Source organism: Streptomyces iakyrus (assembly GCF_000717055.1).
GTDB lineage: Bacteria > Actinomycetota > Actinomycetes > Streptomycetales > Streptomycetaceae > Streptomyces > Streptomyces iakyrus.
This window is the reverse complement of the sequence record NZ_JNXI01000006.1, coordinates 269,969-290,930: the sequence shown is the minus strand read 5'-3', so window position 1 is coordinate 290,930 and position 20,962 is coordinate 269,969. Positions and strand designations below refer to the sequence as shown.

13 protein-coding genes and 3 pseudogenes are annotated in these 20,962 nt (G+C 69.9%); 14 read left to right on the top strand and 2 right to left on the bottom strand.

What is annotated here, in order from left to right:
* Positions 1-415 precede the first annotated feature (415 nt).
* The 4 genes from OO68_RS13160 (at position 416) to OO68_RS13145 (ending at position 5,026) form a co-directional block, all read left to right on the top strand.
* On the top strand, positions 416-1,498 hold the full coding sequence (locus tag OO68_RS13160; protein WP_033308475.1) for a substrate-binding domain-containing protein: 1,083 nt from the start codon (positions 416-418) through the stop codon (positions 1,496-1,498).
* 15 nt (positions 1,499-1,513) lie between these two features.
* A complete protein-coding gene (locus tag OO68_RS13155; RefSeq protein ID WP_209442574.1) occupies positions 1,514-2,293 on the top strand; it encodes an ATP-binding cassette domain-containing protein in 780 nt (259 codons plus the stop codon).
* Positions 2,284-3,576 carry a sugar ABC transporter permease gene (locus OO68_RS13150; protein WP_033308474.1) on the top strand — a complete coding sequence of 431 codons (1,293 nt, stop codon included), beginning with the start codon at positions 2,284-2,286 and terminating at the stop codon, positions 3,574-3,576. The genes OO68_RS13155 and OO68_RS13150 overlap by 10 nt, the downstream gene beginning before the upstream one ends.
* Positions 3,577-3,670: 94 nt before the next feature.
* A complete protein-coding gene (locus tag OO68_RS13145; protein WP_033308473.1) occupies positions 3,671-5,026 on the top strand; it encodes an ABC transporter substrate-binding protein in 1,356 nt (451 codons plus the stop codon).
* A gap of 57 nt (positions 5,027-5,083) precedes the next feature.
* Here the strand turns inward: OO68_RS13145 and OO68_RS43965 are convergent.
* Positions 5,084-5,224 (bottom strand): annotated as a pseudogene (locus OO68_RS43965) (hemerythrin domain-containing protein); the annotation flags it as partial.
* An 838-nt stretch (positions 5,225-6,062) separates the two neighbouring features.
* Between OO68_RS43965 and OO68_RS13140 the strand changes: the two are divergent.
* Complete coding sequence (locus OO68_RS13140) at positions 6,063-7,646, top strand: prenyltransferase/squalene oxidase repeat-containing protein (protein WP_245236959.1); 1,584 nt, start codon at positions 6,063-6,065, stop codon at positions 7,644-7,646.
* Positions 7,647-7,778: 132 nt separating this feature from the next.
* Here OO68_RS13140 and OO68_RS13135 read toward each other — a convergent pair whose 3' ends face one another.
* Positions 7,779-8,918, bottom strand: a complete 1,140-nt coding sequence (locus OO68_RS13135) for an AfsR/SARP family transcriptional regulator (protein ID WP_245236958.1) — start codon at positions 8,916-8,918, stop codon at positions 7,779-7,781.
* Between the two features lie 1,292 nt (positions 8,919-10,210).
* Between OO68_RS13135 and OO68_RS47145 the strand changes: the two are divergent.
* The 9 genes and pseudogenes from OO68_RS47145 to OO68_RS13085 all read left to right on the top strand — a co-directional run.
* A pseudogene (locus OO68_RS47145) lies at positions 10,211-10,570 on the top strand (1-deoxy-D-xylulose-5-phosphate synthase N-terminal domain-containing protein); the annotation flags it as partial.
* Positions 10,548-11,069, top strand: a pseudogene (locus tag OO68_RS47140) (flavodoxin-dependent (E)-4-hydroxy-3-methylbut-2-enyl-diphosphate synthase); the annotation flags it as partial. The pseudogenes OO68_RS47145 and OO68_RS47140, both read left to right, overlap by 23 nt.
* A gap of 9 nt (positions 11,070-11,078) precedes the next feature.
* Positions 11,079-13,061: a 4-hydroxy-3-methylbut-2-enyl diphosphate reductase gene (ispH, locus tag OO68_RS48290; RefSeq protein WP_078625276.1), complete on the top strand. Its 1,983-nt coding sequence runs from the start codon at positions 11,079-11,081 to the stop codon at positions 13,059-13,061.
* A 192-nt stretch (positions 13,062-13,253) separates the two neighbouring features.
* Complete coding sequence (locus OO68_RS13110; RefSeq protein WP_078625275.1) at positions 13,254-14,153, top strand: aromatic prenyltransferase; 900 nt, start codon at positions 13,254-13,256, stop codon at positions 14,151-14,153.
* Positions 14,154-14,349: 196 nt separating this feature from the next.
* Positions 14,350-15,573, top strand: a complete 1,224-nt coding sequence (locus OO68_RS13105) for an FAD-dependent monooxygenase (RefSeq protein WP_033308470.1) — start codon at positions 14,350-14,352, stop codon at positions 15,571-15,573.
* Positions 15,574-15,784: 211 nt separating this feature from the next.
* The gene (locus tag OO68_RS13100; RefSeq protein WP_033308469.1) at positions 15,785-16,621 is read left to right on the top strand and encodes a PhzF family phenazine biosynthesis protein; all 837 of its coding nucleotides are present in this window, start codon (positions 15,785-15,787) and stop codon (positions 16,619-16,621) included.
* Positions 16,622-16,648: 27 nt separating this feature from the next.
* The gene (gene phzG / locus OO68_RS13095; protein WP_033308468.1) at positions 16,649-17,299 is read left to right on the top strand and encodes a phenazine biosynthesis FMN-dependent oxidase PhzG; all 651 of its coding nucleotides are present in this window, start codon (positions 16,649-16,651) and stop codon (positions 17,297-17,299) included.
* Between the two features lie 182 nt (positions 17,300-17,481).
* Positions 17,482-17,991 (top strand): PhzA/PhzB family protein, encoded by a 510-nt coding sequence (locus tag OO68_RS13090; protein ID WP_033308467.1) that lies wholly within the window; start codon positions 17,482-17,484, stop codon positions 17,989-17,991.
* Between the two features lie 608 nt (positions 17,992-18,599).
* Positions 18,600-20,711, top strand: a complete 2,112-nt coding sequence (locus OO68_RS13085; protein WP_033308466.1) for an MMPL family transporter — start codon at positions 18,600-18,602, stop codon at positions 20,709-20,711.
* Positions 20,712-20,962 lie beyond the last annotated feature (251 nt).

Below are 20,962 nucleotides of genomic sequence, written 5' to 3'. Positions count from 1 at the left end.
CGGAGGCCGAGCCGGAGGAGGAGCGGAAGCCGGGCCGCGGCTGGGGCCTGGGCCGGGACCGCAGCTGGGGCCTGGGCCGGAACCGGGACCGCGATCGCCGCAGGTCGCGCGACCAGGGCCGGCACCGTGGCGACGACCGTACGGCGGAGGGGCACGGCGACCGTGCCGCGGACCGTGACGGTGAGCAGGAGACCGGCCGCCACGACGACGACCGCGCCATGGACCGCCACGACGACCACGGCACCCACCGCGCCACGAACGGCCACGACGGCCCCGCCACAGACCGCCACGACGAGCGGACGGCAGGCCGCGACGGCGAGCAGGCCGTGGGACTCGACCGGGCCATGGAGCACATCGGCGACCCGGTCGCGGACCCGCCCCCGCACCGGAACCGGCCCCGCGAGGGAGGTCCCTGATGCGCGGCCTCGGTCTGCGCGCCGCCGCCGGGCTGCTGGCGCTCATCCTGGCCGTGTCCCTCGCCGGGTGCACCGACGGCGGCGGGGAGGGCGAGGACGAGCTGACCATCGGGCTGCTGTTGCCGAGCCGGGCCGTGCCCCGCTGGGAGAAGTCCGACAAGCCCCTGATCGAGAAGCGGCTGAAGGAGCTGTGCCCCGACTGCACACTCGTGTACGCCAACGCCGAGAACGACGCGGCGAGCCAGCGGCAGCAGATGAACTCCATGATCACCCGAGGGGTGTCGGCTCTGATCCTGGACGTCGTCGACCCCAAGGCCCTGCGCTCCTCGGTGCGTGCGGCGAAGCGCGAGGGCATCCCGGTCGTCGCCTACGACCGGCTCGCCGAGGGCCCGATCTCGGGTTTCGTCAGCTTCGACGGCGCCCAGGTCGGCAGACTCCAGGGCCAGGCGCTCCTGGAGGGCATGGGGGCCAGGGCCGACGGCGGCGGTGTCGTCATGGTGAACGGCGATCCGTCCAGCCCCAACGCCGCCTGGTACGAGGGCGGATCCCTGGCCGTCCTCCGGAACGAGGTGCGGATCCTGAAGTCGTACGACACCATCGGGTGGCGTACGGAGAACGCGCACGACCACATGTCCGCCGCGATCAGCGCCCTCGGCCCGGGCCGGATCGACGGAGTGCTCGCCGCCAACGACTCGATCGCGGCCGGTGTCGTCTCGGCGCTGAAGAGCGCCCGTGTCTCGCCGCTGCCGCCGGTCACCGGCCAGGACGCCGACCTCGACGCGGTGCAGCGGATCGTCGAGGGCGAGCAGTACATGACCGTCTACAAGCCGTTCCGGCTGGAGACCGAAGCGGCCGCCGCGATGGCCGTCGCCCTGGCGCGCGGCAACGACGTAGACGCCCTGGTCACGGCGCAGGTGGACAGTCCCACGACCGAGGACGTCCCGGCGGTGCTGCTCGACCCGATCGCCGTGACCCGCGAGACCATCGGCCGGACGCTCGTCCGGGACGGCGTCTACACCATCGACCAGATCTGCACCCCGAAGCTCCGCTCGGCCTGCGCCCGGGCCGGGCTCACCCGGTGAGCGAGGTGGTTCCCCGTGGCCCATCCCCCCGTGCTGGCGTTGCGCGGCATCACCAAGCGGTTCGGCGGCGTGCAGGCGCTCGTCGACGTCGACCTCCAGGTCCGCGCCGGTGAGGTCGTGGCCCTGGCGGGTGACAACGGAGCGGGCAAGTCCACGCTCATCAAGGTGATCTCCGGGGTCAGCCCCGCCGACCGGGGCGTCATCGAGTGGGAGGGGCACCTCGTGCAGATCAAACGCCCGCACGACGCCCACGCCCTGGGCATCGCGACCGTGTACCAGGACCTCGCCATGTGCGACAACCTGGACGTCGTCGGCAATCTCTTCCTCGGTCGCGAGATCGACCGGGTGGGCATCCTCGACGAGGTCGAGATGGAGCGCCGGGCCCGTGATCTGATGCACGCCCTGTCGATCCGCATCCCCGACGTGCGGGTGCCGGTCGCCGCGCTGTCGGCCGGGCAGCGGCAGGCCGTGGCGATCTCCCGCTCGCTCATGGGCGCGCCCAAGGTGCTGCTGCTCGACGAGCCCACCGCCGCCCTGGGCGTGGAGCAGACCAGCCATCTGCTCGACCTCATCGAGGAGGTGCGCGACCGCGGCATGGCGATCATCCTCATCAGTCACAACATGGGCGACATCAAGGCCGTCGCGGACCGGGTGGCCGTGCTGCGGCTGGGCCGCAACAACGGACTGTTCGACGTGAGCACGGTGACCCAGGAGCAGATCATCTCCTCCGTCACGGGGGCGGCGGACAACGCCGTGGCCCACCGTTCGAAGGGCGACGAGGAGGCGTGGCCGTGAGCCGCGGCGGGCCGCACCGGGACGGCGGGCCGGGCAGCGCCGGACCGGTCACCGCCGACGGCGAGCGGCGCACCCGTGGCTGGCAGGACAACCTGCGGGAGTACGCCCTGGACGTCCGCGCCGGCGTGCGCGACGGGGAGCGGGGGCCGCTCCTGGTCATCGCCGGGCTCATCGTGATCTGGATCGTCTTCCAGGGGCTGGACGACAAGTTCCTCTCGCCGCGCAACCTGTCCAACCTCAGCGTGGACATCGTCGGGACCGGGCTGGTCGCCGTCGGCATCGTCTTCGTCCTGCTGATCCGGGAGATCGATCTGTCGGTCGGGTCGGTCAGCGGTCTGGCGGGGGCGGCGTTCGCCGTGCTGAACGTGAACCACGGGGTGCCGGAGTGGCTGGCGGTGATCGTGGCGGTGGCCGTGGGGACGGCCGTGGGCGCCTTCCACGGGGTCTTCCACGCCTGGCTCGGCGTGCCGGCGTTCGTGGTGACGCTGGCCGGGCTGCTGATCTGGAACGGCCTGACGCTCTACCTGCTGGGGGCCAGCGGCACGATCAACATCGACGAGGAGGGGCTGGTCGCCTCGCTGACCAGCCACCACTTCGGCGACGACCTGGCGGCGTACGCGGTCGCGGCGCTCGGCACGGCCGGGTACGTCCTGGCCGCCCGCCGCCGCCGGAGCCGTCACCGGGCGGCCGGGATGCCCTTCCGCTCCGAGGGCGAGATCTGGCTGCGCACGGGGCTCCTCGCGGTGGTGGCCTTCGCGGCGGCCGTCACCCTCAACCGGTTCCAGGGGCTGCCGCTCGCCCTGCTGATCTTCCTGGTGGTCCTGGTCGTCTCGGACTACGTGCTGCGCCGCACCCGTTACGGGCGGCGGGTGTTCGCGCTCGGCGGCGGGGTGGAGGCGGCGCGCCGGGCCGGCATCGGGGTGGAGCGGGTGCGGGTGGCGATGTTCATGGTGTCGGGGACGCTGGCCGCGGTCGGCGGGCTGTTCGTGGCGTCGGGGCTGACCTCGGCGAGCCCCACGACGGCGCGTGCCGCCGGTTCCGGGATGCTGCTGATCAACGCCATCGCGGCGGCCGTCATCGGCGGGACGAGTCTGTTCGGCGGGCGGGGCTCGCCCTGGTCGGTGCTGCTCGGTGTGGTGGTGATCCAGTCGATCGCCTCGGGCATGGGGCTGCTCGGGGTCCAGGACGCCGTGCAGTTCATGATCACAGGTGGGGTGCTGCTGGCCGCCGTGGCGGCCGACGCGCTGTCCAGACGCGCCCAGGCGAGACGCGGCCGGCCGTGACCGCCCGGCGCCCCGAAGCCGGCCCCGAAAGCCAGCAGTGCATTTCCCAAGAAATGCCTAATAAGTGGCAAAGGTGGGTAGGGGCCGGACTGTCATGAAACAGAGCCGCCTCACCCGGGCGGCCGTGGCCGGCGCGGTCGCCGCCGGTCTGGTCCTCGCCGGATGCGGTGACACCGATCTGCCCGGCGGCGAGGAGCAGGCCGACCTCAGCGTGCTCGCGACGGACGTGCCGCAGATCCAGACCCTGAAGAAGCTCACCAAGAAGCACTTCACGGCGGAGACCGGCATCACCGTCGACTACACCGTGCTCCCGGAGAACGAGGCGCGGGAGGAGATGAACCGCGAGTTCGCGACCCAGGCCGGCCGCTACGACGTGGCGAGCGTCAGCGCCTACGAGGTGCCGATCTACGCGGGCAACGGCTGGCTCGCCCCGCTGGACTCCTTTGTGAAGGCCGACGAGGACTTCGACCAGGACGACGTCTTCCCGAACCTGGCGTCCTCGCTGACCGGGGAGGACGGCAAGCTCTACGCCGAGCCCTTCTACGGCGAGGGCTCCTTCCTGATGTACCGCAAGGACCTGTTCCGCAAGGACGGGCTGACGATGCCGCCGAACCCGACCTGGCAGCAGGTCGCCGACCTCGCCGCCCGGGTCGACGGAACCGACGGCGCGAGCGGCATCTGCCTGCGCGGCCTGCCCGGCTGGGGCCAGAACCTCGCCCCGATCAACACGGTCGTCAACACCTTCGGCGGCCACTGGTACGACATGGACTGGAACGCCCGCCTGACCTCACCGGAGTTCAAGAAGGCCGTCGGCTTCTACGTCGACCTGCTCCGCTCCCACGGCCAGCCCGGCGCCGAGCGGATGGGTGTGCTGGAGATCCTGGACCGTTTCGTCCAGGGCAAGTGCGCCATGATGTACGACGCCACGTCGCTGGCCTCGTCGATCGAGGCCGACAGTTCCGCGGTCAAGGGCAAGGTCGGCTACGTCCCGGCCCCGCACGAGAGGACCGAGAAGGCCGGCTGGCTGTGGACCTGGGCCTGGGGCATCCAGCAGGCGGCCGAGAACAAGGACGCCGCCTGGGAGTTCATCTCCTGGGCCTCCTCCAAGGAGTTCCAGGAGCTGGTCGGCCAGGAGGTGGGCTGGACCTCGGCCCCCGCCGGGAACCGCAAGTCGCTCTACGAGAACCCGGAGTACCAGCAGGCGGCCGGCGCCTGGTACCGGCAGGAGTACACGGCGGCGACGGACTCCGCCGACCCGAAGGACCCCGGCGTCGGTCCCCGCCCCTACGACGGCATCGGCTTCCTGAGCATCCCCGAGTTCGCCGTGCTGGGTACGGCGGTCTCCGAGCAGATCGCCGCGGCCATCGCCGGGCGGCAGTCGGTGGACACGGCCCTGGACAAGTCGCAGGACCTCGCGCAGGCCGCGGCGGCGAAGTACCGCGGCGAGTGATCCGCCGACGCCGCGCCCTCGCCCCGGCAACGGCGCGGGCCGCGCCCCCGGTCACTCCTCCTCGGCCACCGAGTGCCGGATCAGCTCCATGGTGAGCCGGTCCGCCAATCGGCGTGACTGAGGGTCGGCTCCGGGCAGCGCTTCGATCTGCGCGAAGAGGTCGTCCACCTCGCGGTGGTCCGTGGTCAGTTCCTGGATGACGTTTCGTTCCGAGTGCGGAAGCCGACCGGCGCCGGCCGGCGCTCCACCGGCTGGCCGCCCAGCAGGGGGATACCTGCCACGCGCGCACCGACGACCTCACGCCGGTCCACCACTTCACTCCGGTGGCCGACGGGATTCCGGTCGATGGCCCCGAAGGCTCACCCGTTCACCTGTGATCAATCGTCTTGCGCCGTGTCCGGCGCGTGGTGCGCTTCCAGGTACGGGACGGGCCCTCCCGGCCCACAGCCGGCGGCTGGCGGCCGGACTGATCGTCGGTGAGAGCCGCGTGAACGCCGGATCCTCCTCGGGCCCTCTCACACCGCTCGCTGTATTCGCCCGGCGCCGGAAGACAATTCCCCTTATCCCAAGCGGAACAAAGGGGAGGGAATTCCTCCGCCTGCCAGGTGCCGATGCCGTTGATCTTCGACAGCAGCCTGTTGCCAAGCCGGCGCCAAGTCGCGGAACAGTACCGGCCAAGCTCTCTGTCACAACCTTGGCTCTATGGAGCGCCACGACGAGGACACCACGACGAGCAGGGCGGCTGGGCCCGGCCCGGAGGTTTCGGCGCGAGCGCCGATCCGTATGCGCCGACCATGTCGAACTGCTTGACCTGTTACGGCACTGACATTGGTTTCTTGCTATTCCAACCGAAAGCAGACGGTCACGGCGCGCCACGGTGTGCCGAAATTCCGGCCCCTCGGCGTTCGGCGGTCACGCAGTGCCGTCCCCGGGCCCATCACGAATCCCAGGCACCAGATAGGAGCATGACATGAGGCCACCGAATTCACCGCATTCGGCCCCGTTGCCGTGGCCCTCGGAAGTCAGCCCGGGGCAGGTGCGCAAGGCCACATCCGCGCTGGTCGCACATGTCGGCAGCAGGGTCGACCCCGACGGCGCGATTCGTGAGGAATGTCAGAGCCGAGTGCTGGAATCGGCGCTCGCGCTGACGCTGATGACGCGCATCGGTATGGCCTCGCCCGCTCGGGACGGCGTGCTCGCCTTCCTTCAAGGTCACCTCGACACCCCGCGGGAGTTCGACCGTGTCCTGGCCACGCTCGCAGTGGGTCGGGCCGCCGACCGGTCACCCGCTGATGACACCGACCTCATCGACAAGCTGACCGATGCCCTGCTCGGCGCGGCACCGGAGTTCATCTCCGCCCGCCGCCGCCGGATGCTGTACGCCGTGTTGTCGGTGCTCGGGTGCCCGCTGCCGCCCGGCATCGTGCCGGCGGCCGATGAAGAGGCCCCCACCGACCCCATGCACTCATGGGCCGCCGTCCAGCAGGCCGCCGTGACGCTGATCCTCGCCTCCGCCGCAGGGGTCAGCAACGAGGCCACCGCCGCCGCGCTGAACACGCTGAACGCCACGCGTCCGGCGACGACGGTGTGGGAGGGCTATGTGCTGCTGCATCTGCTGTCGCTGCACGGGCTCGCCGGTGTTCCCGGGCAGGAAGCGACCGTGCGCAGCGGCCTGGAGACACTGTTGCGGCATCAGCGCGACGACGGCGGCTTTCCGTTCGTGCTGGAGATGCAGAACTGGTGCACGTCGACTGCCGCGATAGCCTTCGCCGCCGCCGGCGCCCCACCGGCTCTGCTGCAGACGATCGCGGGGAAGCTCGCCGCCCACCGGGTCGACGACTCACTGCGCTCCCTTTCCCTTTCGCTGTCCCGCGGAGCGGCGCTCACCGGCGGCTGGTCCATCGGCCCCGGCGTGGCGCAGAACGATGTCGACTGCACCTCCTGCGTCCTGGAGTTCCTGCAGGAGACCGATCCGGTCTCCTACGGTGGCACCGTGCGGCGCGGGGTGGACGCGCTGCTGGCCGTGCAGGGCACCGACGGCGGGTTCCCCACCTACGTCGCCGGCGCCCCCTCCGAGCCGTGCATGACGGCTGCCGCCGTCAACGGGCTGGCGCCGCATCCCGCCACGGCACCCGCGAGGGAACGCGCCTTGGCGTTCCTCGCCGACAGCCAGCTGCCCGACGGCGGTTTCGAGCCGGGGTGGAGCCGCAGTCGCCTGCACACGATGTTCCGCGCCCGTCTGGCCGCATGCACCGCCGACCCGCACGACCGTCGTACGGCCGGTATGGCCGAGCGGATCGAGCGCTCCGTGTACGAGACGCAGAACCCCGACGGCGGCTGGGGAATGCAGCCCGGCGACCCCAGCGACGAGATCAGCACCGCCTACGCGCTGATCACGCTGTGCTACGGGGCCGAGGTCCGGCCGGTCGGGCGCGCCATGTCCTGGCTGCTCGCGCGCCAGAACGCGGACGGAGGGTACGGTGGCCCGCCCGACATGGTCGGCCCTCGTCCGTTCCCGTACCACTTGCCCGTCCTGACCGACATCTCAGTGCTCCTCGCGTTCGGCCACGTCCGCTCCCGAGTTCAGCGCACGGCGTCTCAACTCCGGGAAGCGGTGTGAGGTAAACCGGACCCGCGACTTCGCGCTGCCTGCGGCGACCGGCCATGAGGCCGCGTCACCACAGGCAGCAAGCGAAGTCCACCGGCTGAGGAAAGCGGGCGAGGAGATGTTCGCGGCCAACCGCGGGCGGTTTCACCCCAAGCTCGGGGCCTGATGCAGTATCTCCCGCTCCAGGTGCTGAAGCGCCGGGCTGGGGTCGATCCCCAGCTCCTCCGCCATCCGCTTCTGATGGGCTCGCAGCATGGCCAAGGCGTCGGCCTGCCGCCCTGCCCGGTACAGCGCCAGGCTGAACAGCTCGCAGCCGTATTCACGGAGCGGATGGGCCTGTGTGAAGGCCGCCAGTTCGGACACCGCTATCTCGTGCGCCCCCATGGCGATCAGGGTCGCGCAACGCCCCTCGATCGCCCACAGGCGCAACTCCTCCAGCCGCACGACCTCCGGCGCCACATGAGTCGTGTCGGCCACCTCCGCGTACGCCTGCCCTCGCCACAGTGCCAGCCCCGCATCGAACTCACGCAGGGCCCGCTGCGGATCGCCTCGGTCCAGTGCCTGCCAGCCGGCCATGGCGCGGTCGCCGAAGCGATGGACGTCCACCTGGACCATGCGGCTGTCCAGCAGATAGGCGCGGCCTCGTGTGCGCAACACACTCGCCGGCTTCCGTGGCGCCCGGTTGGGCTCCAACGCCCTCCGTAAGTTGGCCACGTACGCATGCAGTGAGGTAATCGCCGACGGCGGCGGGCTCCCGTCCCACAACTCCTCCAGCAGCACATCCACCGACACCGGTTGACCCACCTGGCTGACCAGCAGCGCGAGCACCGCGCGCTGTTTCGGCGCTCCCAGATCGATCCGACGGCCGGCGACGGCCGCCTCCACCGGGCCGAGCACCCGGAACTCCACCCCGGTCGGCGTCTCCGTCGGTTTCGGGACCTGTGTTTCGACTCCGCGAACTGCGCCCGGTGCGGTTCGCCGGGAGACCGCGACAGCGTTCGCGGCTTTCCCGCCGCGGGTCGTCTCGAAGCCGGCACCGGGGATCGGCGAATCGAGCTGGAGTCCGAGCGCCTTCGCAACGTGCATCTTCAACGTGTCATTCGTTCGCCGGAGATCCCGTAATTGGCTCTCCAGTTCGGCCACTTTGCACTTCAGTTCGGCGACGCGCGGAGCATCACCGGTACTGTCGCCCGGCCGTTGCCGGGGAAGGACGTACCTCCGGCAACCGTCGCCGACCACCGGATCGGCGACCATCGTGTCGCAGTTGGCTTGCTCGTTCGTCATGACTGAACTCCTCTGCATTTTCTTTTCCTTATTCAGGGAAAAACGCAAGTCGACACCTGGACCGAAGAGGCCGGGTGCGCGACATTGGGGTCGTACACGCTGCGAGGCAGCGGAACTACCGGAGTACAGAAGCGGTATTTCTGTTGTCAAAGGAACGGCGCGGGTAAGCGGAAGAGGCTCCGGCGAACGCGGACCTGACGGCCCGGGGCACCGGCGAGGGGCGCGGGTGCCGGACAGCGCGGTGATCCGCGCGAGACGCCGGGCACCGACGGCTCGCGCGAGAGCGCCCTCCAGGAACTCGACGGCGTTCGGGGCACCGTGGGAGCGGGAGCTGGTGAAGCAGCGCGAGAAGATGCAGCCCCGCCCACGAAGGACACGAAGTCGCCCTGCAGCGAGCCTGGTTGGGCGGCAGGAGAGAGACAGCCACGCGGGCGTCTTTCGTCTCACCCCAGATGGTCACGTCTGCCGCGGAGTCTCCTCGTCCTGATGCGGCCGACCGTAGGTGGCAGTGCCGTCACCGGGTTCTCGACTTCGCCGAGGAAGGAGCTCGCCATGACAGCGCATGCGGATCACCAGGCGCCGGGCCTCGTCCGCTCTTCCGCCTGTGGCAGGACGGCAGGTCGGTCTTTGGGCATTCCGGGGCGGGACTCGAGTGAGCGCGGGGGTGTCCGGGGGCACGTGAATCCATATCACGCGCGATCCCCCGGGTCGGCACCGCTGTCGCAGTCGGAGAGCGGCGTGGGCAGATTCGGCACGCCCCCCTCGGCCCATGCGGCAGACTGCGCATAATAGTTGCCCGCAGCTAGCTTCTCCCGGCCACTCTCCCGCCCGTCCACCTCTTACTTTTCGGCATGGCGCAGCTCGGCCTACCTGGCCCATGAGCACGATTCCCCCTTTTGGAGTGGATCCGCCGTTTCCCCCGTGTGCGGAACGTCGAACCCACCCAAAGGAGAGGTTCACCGAGATGGGCGGCACTAGTCAAGGGGGTTCTTCGTCGGGCTGCTGTGGCACGGGTGAGTGGGCGGGCCGGTGTCACACGGCGAACTCCCTCCGCACGCCTTGACCGCACCGGTCGGCGCCAAGAGCACAAGCGGAATGAACTTGTGCTTCAAAAACCCCGGGTACGGCAAGTGCACGCACTTTCAAACGGAATGGCTCGGCGGGACGGACCGCCGGGTTACTGCCGGCTCAACGCCAAGTCAGCACCAACCCGCTCATCAGTCCCGGGCAAGCCCTTCAGCAGATGGTGGTCGCCGTAGCTCGGGAAGTCCTCACGGAAGAGCCGCATCCGCATGGAATTGCTAGAGAAGATCCATAGTCCGGAAGACCTACGGTCGCTGGCGCCCTCGCAGTTGCCGGTCCTGGCAGCCGAAATCCGTGACTTTTTGGTGAGCGCAGTCTCCAAGACCGGCGGACACATCGGCCCGAACCTGGGAGTCGTCGAGCTGACCATCGCGCTCCATCGAGTTTTCGAGTCCCCTCGGGACCGGCTTCTCTTCGACACGGGTCATCAGACGAACGTGCACAAGCTCGCGAAGGCCCGCCGGCTGCTCGACCTCGACGGGTGCGTGGTGGCCGTCGTCGGGGACGGCGCGCTGACCGGCGGCATGGCGTGGGAAGCGCTGAACGCCGCTGCGCCTCGGCGTCACCGAGGCCGGCCCGGCCTTCCAGGGCACCATCAAGTCCGCCGTCGCCTTCGGCGCCCTGCTGAGCGAGGGCATCGGCGACACCATCCGGGTCTCGCTCTCCGCCCCGCCCGCGGAGGAGGTGAAGGTCGGCCTCCAGATCCTGGAGTCGCTCGATCTGCGAAAACGGGGGCCGGAGATCGTCTCCTGCCCCTCCTGCGGCCGCGCCCAGGTCGACGTCTACAAACTGGCCGACGAGGTCAACGCGGCACTGTCCGGCTTTCCCGCGCCGCTGCGCGTGGCGGTCATGGGGTGCGTCGTCAACGGGCCCGGGGAGGCCCGTGAGGCGGACCTGGGTGTGGCGTCGGGCAACGGCAAGGGCCAGATCTTCGTCCGGGGGAAGGTCGTCAAGACCGTACCGGAATCGAAGATCGCCGAAACGCTGATCGAAGAGGCCATGCGAATCGCCGGGGAGATGGGGATCGACCCCCTCGGCAGCGATGACATTCCGTCCAAAGCGACCTGAGGGGAAAACATGCCGTCCACCCCACGCCGAATCCTGCTCGCCGAGCCGCGTGGCTCCTGTGCCGGTGTGCACAGGGCCATCGACATCGTGGAACGCGCGCTCGAGATGCACGGCGCGCCCGTCTACGTACGCAAGCAGATCGTGCACAACGAACACGTGGTGCGCCACCTCGAGACGATGGGTGCCAGGTTCGTCGACTCGGAGACCGACGTGCCGAACGGGGCGGTGTGCGTCTTCTCCGCGCACGGCGTGTCACCGCAGGTACGCAGCAACGCCGAGCAGCGCGGCCTCAAGGTCATCGACGCGACCTGCCCGCTCGTCGCCAAGGTGCATCAGGAGGCCCGCCGGTTCGCCCGCGACAAGCAGACGCTGATCCTCATCGGACACGCCGATCACGAGGAGGTCGAGGGCACCTACGGGGAGGCGCCGGACCGTACGGTCATCGTGGAGAACGCGGAGGACGCCAGGCGGCTCGACCTGCCGCCGGGAACGTCCGCCGCGTATCTCACCCAGACGACGCTGTCGGTGGACGACACGGCCGAGATCGTGTCCATCCTCACCGAGCGGTTCCCCGGGATAACCGGTCCGGGCAGCGAGGACATCTGCTACGCCAGCCAGAACCGGCAGAACGCGGTGAAGGCGATCGCCGGACGCAGCGACCTGGTGCTCATCGTCGGGTCGCCCGACTCCAGCAACTCGGTCCGGATGGTGGAGGTCGCCCAGGCCGCCGGAGCACAGGCCCGGCTGCTGCCCGACGTGGACCACCTGGACTCCGACTGGCTGAAGGACGTCCGCACCCTGGGGCTGAGCGCCGGGGCGAGCGTGCCCGAGGTGCTGGTGGAGCAGGTCCTCGAACGGCTCGCGACCCTCGGGTTCCGCGACATCGAAACCGAGGTGACGGCCGTCGAGAACGTCGTGTTCAGGATGCCGCCGGAGCTGGAGCGGCCGGGGCCCGCGGCAACCGGCGACGATGCCTGCGCCGAGTTGCTCGCCCGGGTCGACGCCCGCATCCAGGACCTGCTGAGCGCCGAGATGTCACGCTGGGCGGCCGTCGATGCCCGCGTGGCGGTGCCGGTCGAGGCGATCGCGGAACTCGTCGGGGCGGGCGGCAAGCTGCTGCGTCCCACGTTCTGCATCAGCGGCTATCTGGCGGCCGGCGGCTCGGCGGACGACGACACGGTCGTCGCGGCGGCAGCCGCACTGGAACTGCTGCACGTCTTCGCCCTGATCCACGACGACATCATGGACAACTCGCCCACCCGGCGCGGAGTCCCGACCGTGCACGCCCACCACGCCCGCGTGCATGCGGAGCGCGGCTGGGTCGGCGAGGCCCGCCGGTACGGGGAGGGCGTCGCCCTCCTGGCCGGTGACCTGGCACTCAGCTACGCCGGCCGCCTCACCAGCGGGCTGCCCGCCCCGGCGATGGAGATCTGGACGGAACTGGTCACCGAAATGATCATCGGCCAGCAGCTGGACATCGCTCTGGCCGCCGAGCTGTCGCCGGACCCGGACCTGGCCCGGTGGGTCGCGGTCTGCAAGTCCGGCCGCTACACCATCCACCGCCCCCTGGCCCTCGGCGCGTCCATCGCCGGGCGGCCCGGACTGCAGGCGCCCTTCGAGGAGTACGGCGTCGCGGCCGGCGAGGCGTTCCAGTTGCGCGACGACCTGCTCGACGCGTTCGGTGATTCCGCCGCGACCGGCAAGCCGGCCGGTCTGGACGTCAGTGAACACAAGATGACCTTGCTGCTCGCTCTGGCGGCCGCCAAGGACTCCCGGGTGGCTCGCCTGGTGGCGGACGGCAAGAAGGGCCACTGGGACGCGGCCGAGCTGCGCGCGGCGCTGCTCGCCTCCGGCGTACGCCGGGACGTCGAGCAGCAGATCGACCAGCTCGTCGCGACCGCCCGCGCAGCACTCGACACGGCGCCGCTGGCGGACGACTGGCAGCAGCGCCTGGGCAAGATGGCGGAGCAGGTGGCCTACCGAGACCGCTGACGCCACCACGCGAACGACGGCAGGGGCACGCGCCGGACGGCACCGGAGGGTACGAGCGCGTGCGCCGCCGTCGACCGGCCCCTGCTCACCCTCGCCTCGGCCGCCAAGTCGGCGCCAATCTGATGGCAAGCGGGGGACGCGACGATCCCGACGTACATCCGAGTAGCACTAGGTTGACCTTTGGAGGGGGAAATGTCCGAAGTCTCTGAGCTGGCAGACATATATTCGGCCATCGAGGAAACGGCTCAGCTGCTGGATGTGCCCTGCTCACGTGACAAGGTCCAGCCGGCCCTGGCCGCCTTCGGAGACGGGCTCACGGACGCCCATATCGTGTTCAGCATGGCGACCGGCGAGCGCTACAAGGGTGAGCTCGCCTTCGACTTCACGGTGCCCACCGCTGCCGGTGACCCCTATGCCATCGCGCTGGCGAACGGCCTCGTCGATGAGACGGATCACCCCATCCGCAGCCTGTTCTCGGACATCCAGGAGCGGTGCCCCGTCGATAGTTACGGGGTGGACTACGGGCTCGTCGGCGGCTTCAAGAAGACCTACGTGTCGTTCCCTCTGGGCGATCTGCAGGGGCTGTCAACACTTGTCGACGTCCCGTCCATGCCGCGGGCTCTGGCCGAGCACGCCGATTTCTTCGCGAGCCACGGCCTGGACGACAAAGTGTCGGCCATCGCGATCGACTACGCGCACAGGACGTGGAATGTGTACTTCAGCGGGATTCCCGCCGAAGTCAAGGAACCGCAGACCCTCCGGTCGGTGCTCCAGAGGTTCGGACTGCCGGAACCGAGTGAGCGGCTGATGGAGTTCATCCGGACATCGTTCGCGATGTACACCACCTTCGGCTGGGATTCCACGAAGGCCGAGCGGATCTGTTTCTCCGCCCGGAGCTCGGACCCGATGGCACTCCCCGCTCAGTTCGAGCCGCAGATCGAGAAGTTCGCGAAGAGCGCGCCGTACACGTACCCCGGCGAGCGTGTACTCACCTACGCCGGCGCTTTGTCGCCGAGCGAGGAGTTCTACAAACTCGCGACGTTCTATCAGAAGACATCCAAGCTGTCCGACCGGGTCCGACCTGCGACGTGACCTACACGAGTCGCCGCGGAGATCCGTCGGAGGGCCCCGGGCCCGCCAGCGAGGTAACCAGTGAGGACAAGGGACAGAGGATGACCGAGGCAGACGAAGGCGCCGCCACAACCGAGAGTCCGCGACTGCCCGTCGCGCCGCGGATCGCAGACCTGCGGGAAGCCACCGGGGCTGAAAACGTCGGGGGGGTCCGGCGATGACACCCGTACTCATAGCCGGTGGCGGGATCGGCGGGCTCACGGCCGCGCTGAGCCTGCACGCCGCGGGCATCGACGCGGTCGTGGTGGAGAGCGCCCGCCGTATCGAGCCGCTCGGCGTCGGGATGAACCTTCTCCCCCACGGGGTCCGCGAGCTGATGGAGCTCGGCCTCGGTGATGACCTCGCCGACATCGGCGTGGCCACGGGCGAGCACATGTTCTGCGACAGTGCCGGCGACGAGCTCTTCACCGAGCCGCGTGGCCTGGCCCAGGGCTACCGCTGGCCGCAGTACTCCGTCCACCGCGGTGAGCTGCACCTGATGCTCCTGGAGCGCGTCCGTGAACGGCTCGGTCCCGACGCCGTGCGCACGGGTACCCGGTTGCTGGACTTCGCCGACGGACCCGACTCCGTCCGTGTCCGGGTGACGGACCGTGCGACCGACGCCGTCGAGACGCTCGACGCCGAGGCGCTGATCGGCGCGGACGGACTGCACTCGACCGTCCGGGCTCAGCTCCACCCGGATGAGGGGCCGCTGTCCTGGTCGGGCCAGCGGATGTGGCGTGGAGTGACGGAAGGGGTACCGCCCTTCCTGACCGGCCGTTCCATGGTGATCGCCCATGACGGCACGGCGTCGCTGGTCGCGTACCCGATCGGCCGGGACCGGACCAACTGGGTCTGCCTGGTGCGCGTCGGCGAACCGGGCCCCCTTCCCGAGGACGGCACGGTGGACGCGGTCGACGACCACCGCGCCGGCCAGCTGAAGGAGGTGCTGGCCCACTACGAGGGCTGGTCGCTCGGCTGGCTCGACGTGCCGGAGCTGCTGGAGCGCAGCGACCGCATCCTGGAATACCCCATGGTCGACCGCGAACCGCTTGCCGCTTGGGGCCGAGGCAGGGTGACGCTGCTCGGCGACGCGGCGCACCCCATGTATCCCGCCGGCGCCAACGGCGCGTCCCAGGCCGTGCTCGACGCGCGGGTTCTCGCCTACGAGCTGGCGCAGGCGGACGGCGACACGGTGTCGGCACTCGCCGCCTACGAGCGCACTCGCCTGCCCGCGTCCTCGGAGGTCGTCCAGGCGGGCCGCATGATGGAGCGCGCCGGGGGCATGCTGCTCAATCGCGAGCAGCTCACCTTCATCACCGAGATGTACCGGCAGAAGGCCGACGGCGAAGTCACCGAACTCAACGCCCGTCCGTCACTGACGCCGCCCGGGCGGTCGTAGAGCCGCGCCTGCTCGACGCTCCGCCAAAGCCGCGGACGGGCGTGCCGGCGAGTTCCGGTCGCGCCCGCCCGTGGCTCCGGCCTGCGTGCCCGGCCCACCCGCCGTGCGCCCCCGCCGTCTCGATGCGCTCCCCGCGCGGAACCGGCGCGGTCCGGACAGGCCGTCCCGCCCGTACGAACCATCCCCGTTCACCCCACCAGAGAGGATCACCATGCACGCGTACACGGTGGTGGACGCCTTCACGACCACGCCGCTGGAGGGCAACCCCGTGGCGGTCTTCTTCGACGCGGACGACCTCTCCGCCGACACCATGCAGCGCATCGCCATGGAGATGCACCTCTCGGAGTGCACCTTCGTGCTGCGTGCGAAGGCGGGCGGCGACGCCCACATCCGCATCTTCACCCCGGTCAACGAGCTGCCGTTCGCCGGTCACCCGCTCCTGGGCACCGCCATCGCTCTGGGCACGGCCGCCAAGAGCGACGAACTGTCGTTGGAAACCGCTATGGGTGCCATCCCCTTCACGCTCGAACGCCGCGACGGAGAGGCCGTCGCCGCGTGGATGCGTCAGCCGGTCCCCACCTGGGAGCCGTTCGACCGCGCCGACGAGCTGCTCGCCGCCCTCGGCATCGAGTCCTCGACGCTGCCCGTGGAGATCTACCGCAACGGCCCCCGACATGTCTTCGTGGGCGTGGAGAGCGTGGCCGCGCTGTCCCGGATCTCTCCGGACCACCGCCGGCTGGCCACGTTTCCCGACATGGCGACCAACTGCTTCGCCGGCTCTGGGCTTCAGTGGCGCAGCCGGATGTTCTCGCCCGCTTACGGCGTCGTCGAGGACGCGGCCACCGGTTCGGCGGCCGGTCCCCTCGCGCTGCATCTGGCACGGCACGGCCTGGCCGGCCACGGGCAGACGATCGAGATCCTCCAGGGTGTGGAACTGGGCCGGCCCTCGCTGATGAAGGCGGTGGTCCGGCGCGAGGGTGAGGAGGTGTCCTCGGTCGATGTGGGCGGCAACGGCGTGACCATCGCCCAAGGAACGATCTACGTGTGACCCGCATGACGTACCGGAGGTGCCTGGATGAGCGCGATCGGGAGTGCCAGCAAAACCGAGTCCATCACGGGGTCGCTGGACTTCGTCTTCAAGGAATACGACGACCCGCCGGCCGATCCGATTCCGCTGCTGCGCGACTGGCTGGCGTACGCGCAGGAGAAGGACGTCAGGGAGCCGAAGGCGATGGCCCTCGCCACCGCGGACGCGGCGGGCCGGGCCTCGACCCGGATCGTCGTGCTCAACCGGGTGACGGACGACGGCTTCGTCTTCGAAACGCACGCCACCAGCCGCAAGGGGCGTGAGCTGGCGGAGACGGGGTGGGCGTCCGGGGTGCTCTACTGGCGGGAGACCAGCCAGCAGATCACCATCAGCGGACCCGCCCTGCAGTTGTCCGAAGCCGAGTCCGACGCACTCTGGTACGCGCGTCCGCCGGCCGCCCACCCGATGACGACGCTGTCACACCAGAGCCAGCCGCTCGATGACGCGGTGGCCATGCTGGCCGAGGCCGAGCGGCTGCACGACGAGCCCGGGCCGCTGCCGCGCCCCGAGCGGTACCGCGGCTACCACGTCGCCGCTGCCCGGATCGAGTTCTGGTACGCGCGCCACGACCGGCTGCACCAGCGGTTGAGTTACGAACGCGACGCCGAGGGCTGGAAGGCGACCCGGCTGCAGCCCTGAGCCAGGGCCCCGGCTTTCCCGGACTCCCGGAGTCTCACCGGCGCCGGTCACCCGGCGCCGGTGAGGTGGGGTCCGGGCGGAGAAAGGCAGCTCTAACACGCCATTTTCCTCTCCGTCCCCCGTGACCGGCCGCGACCTCGAGAAGGCCGCAGCGGCCCCCACCGACCCCGCGAGGAGACACCATGACGTCGTCACGGCACGGCCAGACCGGCACAGCCGCAGCGGTGTTCACCGACCACCACGACCTGCGGGCCCGCAACCGGCGTGCCGTGGAGCAGTACATGGAGACCGGCGCGGAAGCCCGGCTGCGCAGGTACACGCTCTACACCGAAGACGGTTCCGCGTGTCTCTTCAACACCGACATCGGCCGGCCCATCCTCGTGGAGGGCAGGGAGAAGCTGAAGCGGCACGGCGAGCTCTCCCTCCAGGTGCTGCCGGACTGGCAGTGGATCGACGTGCACATCTACGAGACGCAGGATCCGGCGGTCATCTGGGTCGAATGCGACGGCGAAGGAACGATCCGGTTCCCCGGCTATCCGGAAGGCCGCTACCGCAACCACTTCATCCACGGTTTCACGCTGCGCGACGGACGGATCGTCTCCAGTCGCGAATACACCAACCCGATCGAGCATATGCGTGCCCTCAGCATCGAGACACCGCACATCGAGCGGGACTGGATCCCCTCCTCCTGACCGGAGCCCGGCCGGGCCGCCAGAAGCCCCCAACAGCCCGTCTGGCCGGATCAGTTGCCCCTGATCGTTCACGTTCTGCCGACGCGGCGCCGCCGTCTCCTCAAGTGATATAGATGACGTCTGGAGCGGATGTCTCACTCCCAGTGCCTGGGCCCGCCCCCAGTTCGGAAGACGTCCTCGACGGGAGGCCGCACAGTGTCCCATCCAACGACCAGGAACCAGGCGCCGAGCCCGGGGCGGATCGACAACGCCCTTCTCGTGCGGCCCGCGGTGAATCCGGCCTTCACCGGCGGGCCGCCGTCGGCTGTCGCCGTCGACCCCGCGGGGCCCATGGCTGACTGAACCGCCGGCCGGCTCCCTCCCCGAGGCTCCACAGGAGCGTTCCCGGCCGCAGCCCTCCGCGGTGCCCTCGACTCCGGTGGCTGGGGCCCAGGGCCGCTCCACGGCCGGGAAGAGGTCGCCCGCCTGGTCGCCGCCGCCCCGCTCGTTCGGGGCGAATGACGTCGACAGCGCCGGCCCTGGTGTCACTGCGGCCACCTGTGCGCGATCCACACCGTCGCCCATCCCGGCCAGCACTCTCATGCCGACCCATCGCTGAGGAAATTCACATGATGCGAAAACTGACGTCCTTACCCAGTGGCAAGGTGGCCAAATGGGTCATCCTCGCCCTCTGGGTAGCCCTGCTGATCCCGGCCCTCATGCTGGCCGGCAAGCTCGGTGACGTTCAGGAGAACGACAGCGCGGCCTGGCTGCCCGGTGACGCGGAGTCGACCGCGGTCGTCGAGCGAGCCATGAAGTTCCAGCCCGCCGACACCGTGCCGGCGATCGTCGTCTACGACCGCCCCGAGGGCGTCACCGCTGCCGACATGGCCAAGGCCCGGGCCGACGCCGAAGCCTTCAAGGGCGTCGACATGGTGGTGGGGCAGCCACAGGGCCCCTTGAAGTCCCAGGACGGCAAGGCCATTCAGACCGTGGTCCAGGTCCGCAACGGCGACAGCGGCTGGGAGGGGATCCACCAGGTCGTCGGCGAGATGACCGAGGTCGGCGAGGAGAACGCCGACGGTCTCGGGTTCCACGTCACCGGGCCGGCCGGCTACGCGTCCGACTCGATCACGGCCTTCAGTGGCGAAGGTGCCCTGACAGCGATCACGGCCCTGGTCGTGGTCGTGATCCTCCTGCTCACCTACCGCAGTCCGGTGCTGCCCCTGCTGCCCCTGCTGACCGCGGGCAGCGCCCTGGTCACCGCGCAGGCGGTGATCTATCTGCTGGCGAAGCACGCCGGGCTCGTCGCCAACACGCAGACCAACTTCATCCTGACCGTCCTGGTGTTCGGCGCCGCCACCGACTACGCACTCCTGCTCACCTCGCGGTACCGGGAGGAACTGCGACGGCACGAGGACCGGCACGAGGCGATGGCCGTGGCCCTGCACCGCTCCGGGCCCGCCATCGTCGCCAGCGCGGCGACCGTGGCAGTCAGTCTGATGCTGCTGATGCTCGCCAGCCTCAACTCGACCCAGGGGCTCGGACCGGCCTGCGCCGTGGGCATCCTCGTCGGACTGCTCGCCACGGTCACGTTGATGCCGGCCCTGCTGGTCATCTGCGGCCGATGGATCTTCTGGCCCGTGAGGCCGTCGTACGGATCGGTCGCGGCGACCAAGAAGAGCGTCTGGGACCGGGTCGGCACCGCCGTCTCCCACCGGCCGCGGATCGTGTGGATCGGCACCACGCTCCTCCTCACCGTCATGGCGATCGGGGCATTCGGGCTCAAGGCGGACGGGCTCTCCAACAAGGACCAGTTCACCAACAAGCCGCAGATGGCCGTCGGCGAGGAGATCCAGGCCGAGCACTTCCCGGCCGGATCGGGCGACCCCGTCTACGTCGTGGCCAAGGCCTCATCGGCCAGGCAGGTGAGCACCGCGCTGTCCGGTGTCCCAGGGATCGCCAACGTCTCACCGCCGACGGTCAAGGACGGCCAGGCCCTCATCCTCGGGGAACTCGAGGACGCTCCCAGCAGCACGGCCGCGCTGGGCACCGTCGAGAAGGCCAGGACCGCGGTCCACGCCGTCGCGGGCGCGGATGCCCAGGTCGGCGGCAACACGGCGATCATGCTCGACACCCGGGAAGCGGCTTCCCGCGACTCCAAGGTGATCATCCCCATCGTGCTGGTCGTGGTGTTCCTGATCCTCGCGGCACTGCTGAGGGCGATCGTCGCACCCCTGCTGCTCATGGCGACGGTGGTGCTGTCGTTCGGTGCGGCCCTCGGCGTGAGCAGCCTGATGTTCAACCACGTGTTCGGCTTCGCCGGAGCGGACGCCTCCTTCCCGCTGCTGACGTTCGTGTTCCTGGTCGCCCTCGGCATCGACTACAACATCTTCCTCGTCACCCGGGTCCGCGAAGAGGCGCTGCTGCACGGCACCCGACGCGGTGCGCTGACGGGTCTGTCGACAACGGGCGGCGTGATCACCTCGGCGGGTCTGGTACTGGCCGGCACCTTCGCCGCGATGGCCTCCCTGCCGCTGGTCTTCGCGGCCGAGCTCGGATTCACGGTGGCGTTCGGCGTCCTGCTGGACACCATGATCGTCCGCTCGGTTCTGGTCACCGCACTGACCCTCGACGTGGACCGCTGGATGTGGTGGCCCAGCAAGCTGTTCAGGCACCGCAACACTCCCGGGTCGCCCGCGGGCGGGCCCGACCTCGAACCCGCTCTCAGGGGCACCTGACGACCGATCCAGCACGGGCCTTCCGACGTCGGCCGGGAGGCCCGGGGAACTGATGCGGGCGATCGCCCCGGACAGCGTCCGGGGCGATCGCCCGCTCCTTTTCGTGCCGTTCTCGATTCCGCCCATGTGACCGCTCCGCAAGGGCTGTCCGGGCACCGCCGGCCGGAGCGGCCCGTCCGCCTGCCAAGAGCTTCACAAGTCCGTTGTCCCACAGTGGTACGCAGTTGTGCCCCACCTTCGACCACGGCCTA